This window comes from uncultured Anaerococcus sp. (assembly GCF_937934665.1).
GTDB lineage: Bacteria > Bacillota > Clostridia > Tissierellales > Peptoniphilaceae > Anaerococcus.
The window spans coordinates 1-4490 of the sequence record NZ_CALGYW010000127.1 but is presented as its reverse complement, the minus strand read 5'-3'; the positions used below and the strand labels follow the sequence as shown (position 1 = coordinate 4490).

The following is a 4490-nucleotide window of genomic DNA, read 5'->3' as shown; positions in this document are numbered from 1 at the left end:
GCCACCTTATCAGTTCAAATATCAGCGTAACCTGTGAAATGGTCATAGATATAATTGACGGCAGGATAGGTAGAAAGATGAACGATGAAATAGGCATAAACTTATTTGACTTTGAGTAAAATAAAATCAAAGGCCTTAGCAATTTTAAAAAGCTAAGGTCTTTTAATTTATATTTATTTTTCCTAAGTAGTCCATACTAAAATCTAAACTTATACCCTCTATTTCTTATATAAAAGAATATAATTTTAATTTAGATCTTAAAAAAGATCTATTTTACAATCTACAAAAGAAATCATCTAATATTTTTTAGTAAATGAAGTTTACCATCTTTCATCTCGTATTGGTAGTCTGCTTTTTTTGCAAGGTCTTTATCGTGACTTACAATTATTACGATTTTCCCTTCTTTTTTAGCAAGCCTATCGAATATCGAATAGATTTCTTCGGAATTTTTGTCATCAAGATTTCCAGTTGGCTCATCTGCTACAATTATCTTTGAATTAGAAGCTAATGCCCTTGCTATAGCGACTCTTTGCTTTTCTCCTCCAGATAATTTTTCGGGTAGTTTATCAAAGTGGATATCGTCAATTGCTACAGATGTCAATAATTCTTTTGCCTTATCTTTCGCCTCATTTTTATCGATTTTGTCAAGAAGCATTGGATACATTACATTTTCCAAAACTGTTCTTGTCGGAAAAAGCATATATGACTGGCTAATAGTCGACACAATATTTCTCCTATAATTCCTCAAATCTTCTACTTCTTTGCCGTTATAGGAAATTTTACCAGCCTTTGCCTTGGTAAATCCAGAAATTATATATAAAAGTGTAGACTTTCCTGCCCCAGATTCTCCTACTATTGATGACACAGTCCCCTCTAGAAAAATTGCAGATACGCCTCTCAAGATAATTTTATCTGATTTATTATATACATAATCAATATTCGATATTTCTAATTTATTCATCTAATCCTCCGTTTTCTGATATAGGATAAAAATATCTTTGTAAGTTACTAAAAATAAGCAAATAGCTATTACGATCAGGTTTACTAGCAAATTTATAACAATATCTCTCGGGGAAATATAAGCTAGTACATTTACAAAAATGAAACTTAAGCTGTTTATTAGAAGTATTAAAAATCCTAAACTTAAAAAATAAGATCCAAATACCATTCCTTCACTTTCTCCAAAAATTTTCCTAATAAGTATAGAATTATGCTCATCTCTAACCTTTAGAAATAGTACCAGCGATGAAAATATCACTAAGGCTATTTTTGTAATGAAAAGCAACTTCTCCTCGTCTTTAATTTTCTCTTCTAGAGGTTTTATAACATTATAAAAATCTTTGGCATTTGTTGGTGCAAGATATTTTTTCCCCAAAATTTTGTCGATTTTTTCCTTGATTCTTTCATAGTCATTGTTATATTTTGGGTTGATTTTAAAATGAAATCCTAGGTAAGATCCATAAGCTTCTTTGTAAAAACTATTTTTCATGAGATTATCATCAAACATAGTATTATTATTTACAATTACAGAATCTAAGGCAAGGACCGATTGTTCTAGATTTACAAAGTCTTTTACAAATAAATCCATGTATATGTCTTCTTTGCTTTCTATAGCCATTTTTAGTCTAAATTTATCAGATTTTTTAAGACCGTATTTTTTTGCAAAATCCTTAGATACTAAGGCTTCACCTTTTTTTGGCTTAGTATCTCCGTCATAGGATACGAAGTTTCTTTCAATTAGCTTACCAACATTATTTGATGCAAAAACATCTACTCCACCGTCTTCATTGGTATCGGTAGGTTTAACAATTTTTTCTATATCCATAAAGCCTTTGGCAAAGGCTCTGGTATAGATTTCTTGTATTTCTTCTTGCAAAAACATTGGATATAGATCATAATAATCTAACCTCACCTCTCCGCTAATACTTGTTGCTTCCTTTACTTGACCTTTGATTTCAGTATTTTCATAGATATACTTATACTCATTTTTATCTGATTTAATATTTTCATTTATCTTAGATAGTCCCAAAAATCCAAGCAAGATTAATATAGTATAAAGAATAAGATAAAGAGGTTTTCTTAAAAATGTTTTAATCATGATTTCATAAGCTCCACTATGTCTTTTTTCTCTAGTTTACCTATTCTTTTTTGGTTAATTATTAGTGCTAAAACTACGAATACCAGACCTGTAAGTAGTAAAATTACATAGTCAATATTATTAAAAATATAAGTCATATCATTTTTAGAAGATGATATGAATTTATCAGCAAATCCCAAAATTGTTCCAAAAGCTATTACAAAACCTATGCAAAGTGCAAAGATCAAAGATACCTTCAGACTTTGATTTATATGATTTTTATCCCCTGCAAATATCCTTCTTAGAACATATTCATTTTTATTTAAGGCAGTATTTACAAATACTAGAATAAATATGCCGACTACACCAATAGCAAATCCATATATAAGATTTTTTACCATGGATTTTTTTATAAGGTCGAAGGATGACTCAACCTTAGACCAATTATTGTCAGCAGACACTACACTATAGCCAGCTTCTTCGATTTTAGGTTTTAGTTTCTCTTCAAAGCTTCCTATATTATCCACGCCAATTTTTAGAGATAAATTGTGAGGAGTAACAAAACTTGTGTTTAATTCTTCTTTAAATTTTGGGATAAAAATATCGTTTAAAGAAAAAAGCATAGGACTATTTTCTATATTGAGATTTGAAAAATCATAAATACCTACTATTTCAAAAGGCTTAGCTTCTTCAAAATCGTACTTTCCTTCTTCTAAAGGATTTGGGAAAGCAGAAACATAACCGTTATCGTTCCTGTATATATTGTCCGATAATTCAATATCAACCTTATCTCCCATTTTATAATTGTGCTTTTTTGCTAAATCGGTAGATATCAAACATACATCTTTACCATAATCATCGTTATCTATCCACCTACCCTCAAGTAAAAACATATTTTCATTAGCCACAGGCAAGGCCATGTTCATATCAGAAACAAGTCTTAGAGTATAGAGGTCATCTTGATTCTCAATTTCATTTTTAAAAAAAGAAATAAAGTCCTCATCCAAATCTTTTTCATCTTCTAGGACACCCTTTGTATAAAAATATGTAAGTTTGTCTGGCTTATCTTCGGCTGCCATCAATTTTTCGCTAATTCTACTGACAAGAAGAGACTTTCTCATATAGCCAAGGCTTGTAGGCTCGGCAGCACCTATAAAAACATAAGACTCGCCATTATTAAGCTTAATTCGAGAATCCTTCCCCATATAAATAGACACGCTAACACTTTCGCCTTCCCTAAGCCAACTATCCTTGGCCGCTATTATTTTATCTATTGTGACAATAGCATTTATACCTTCTGCAGGGCCGACGTCTTGCCTGTCTGTTACTTCCTCAATATCTCCCTTAAATATCGCTATGGCATTAGATGGCATACCACCAAAGATTATATTTGCATTATTAATTCCATCAATCCTACCAGCCATAGTATCTCTAATCTCCACCTTATCAACAGAATCAGACTTATTAATCTCATCAAGCAAATCCTTGTCTATATCTTTATACTCCAAAGTTTTCCCATCCATACCAGGGTTTGCCATAACTATTGTGGAAATTTGAGCATAATTATCCTTCATCCCAACCAAATTATTCCTAGAAGTAAGGAAATTAAAAACCATAAGCAAAAAGGAAAATAAAATGATAGTAGAAATAATAAGCATTATAATAAATTTCCACGGCTTTCGTAAAACCAACTTCAATTCATCTTTAAAATCCATATCCCCTCTCTTTTTTGTCTTATTATTGTTAGAGCTATTCTGTCAATTGAGTAGAAATCATAATAATCTTCTAATTTTATATCTACTGATAAATATTTACAAAGTATTAGATACAATTCAAATAAATCATTACCAGACAACCCTATACTAGAACAAGTTAGTGGTAATTTAATATCATCCATTGTTAATACTTTACCATATCTACTAGTGAAACCATTAATTATTATCAAAATTTCTTCTATATAATATTTATAGTATATATTTAAATCATCCATTTCCAATTCCTAAATTAATTATTCATAGAAATACAGGTGTGGTTTGTTTACATTATAGTGCAGGTATAAGGTCTACCTTCTGTATGGAGTTATAACTCCAGATTCACCAGCGCTTCTATCTATCAAAGATTTTATTTTATATCCACTTTTAGCCCAATCAGATACTGCATACGCTGTTATTGGATAACCTAAAAAATCACAGTAACAATTGTTATATTTTTCGCATGAAGGACACCCTGGGCAATATGATTTTTGAAGATCTACAATATTTAAATTTCTTATATCATCCATAATTTTTCCTTTATATATTTTTATTATATTCCTAAAACTAGCACATATACTAACCACACCAGTATTACTACCATATTATTTGAATAAACAATCTATTTCGTTATATAAATTAATATTTTTATCAACTTGCTC

At 30.2% G+C, this 4490-nt stretch carries 5 protein-coding genes; all 5 read right to left on the bottom strand.

Annotated features, from left to right (window positions below; genetic code table 11):
- Positions 1 to 292: 292 nt before the first annotated feature.
- The 5 genes from Q0410_RS06680 to Q0410_RS06660 all read right to left on the bottom strand — a co-directional run bounded on the left by Q0410_RS06680 (position 293) and on the right by Q0410_RS06660 (position 4358).
- A complete protein-coding gene (locus Q0410_RS06680; protein WP_299034639.1) occupies positions 293 to 961 on the bottom strand; it encodes an ABC transporter ATP-binding protein in 669 nt (222 codons plus the stop codon).
- Positions 962 to 2098 (bottom strand): hypothetical protein, encoded by a 1137-nt coding sequence (locus tag Q0410_RS06675; protein WP_299034636.1) that lies wholly within the window; start codon positions 2096 to 2098, stop codon positions 962 to 964. It lies immediately after the preceding gene.
- Complete coding sequence (locus Q0410_RS06670) at positions 2095 to 3651, bottom strand: hypothetical protein (protein WP_299034633.1); 1557 nt, start codon at positions 3649 to 3651, stop codon at positions 2095 to 2097. The genes Q0410_RS06675 and Q0410_RS06670 overlap by 4 nt, the downstream gene beginning before the upstream one ends.
- 119 nt (positions 3652 to 3770) lie before the next feature.
- Entirely contained in the window at positions 3771 to 4067 is a 297-nt protein-coding gene (locus Q0410_RS06665) for a hypothetical protein (RefSeq protein WP_299034630.1), read from the bottom strand.
- 72 nt (positions 4068 to 4139) lie between these two features.
- Positions 4140 to 4358, bottom strand: a complete 219-nt coding sequence (locus Q0410_RS06660) for a hypothetical protein (RefSeq protein WP_299034627.1) — start codon at positions 4356 to 4358, stop codon at positions 4140 to 4142.
- Positions 4359 to 4490 lie beyond the last annotated feature (132 nt).

Bases quoted from the DNA above. Each gene is read 5' to 3' on its own strand.
- Q0410_RS06675 (WP_299034636.1), bottom strand. From the start codon at position 2,098: ATGATTAAAACATTTTTAAGAAAACCTCTTTATCTTATTCTTTATACT.
- Q0410_RS06660 (WP_299034627.1), bottom strand. From the start codon at position 4,358: ATGGATGATATAAGAAATTTAAATATTGTAGATCTTCAAAAATCATAT.
- Q0410_RS06670 (WP_299034633.1), bottom strand. From the start codon at position 3,651: ATGAAGGATAATTATGCTCAAATTTCCACAATAGTTATGGCAAACCCT.
- Q0410_RS06665 (WP_299034630.1), bottom strand. From the start codon at position 4,067: ATGGATGATTTAAATATATACTATAAATATTATATAGAAGAAATTTTG.
- Q0410_RS06680 (WP_299034639.1), bottom strand. From the start codon at position 961: ATGAATAAATTAGAAATATCGAATATTGATTATGTATATAATAAATCA.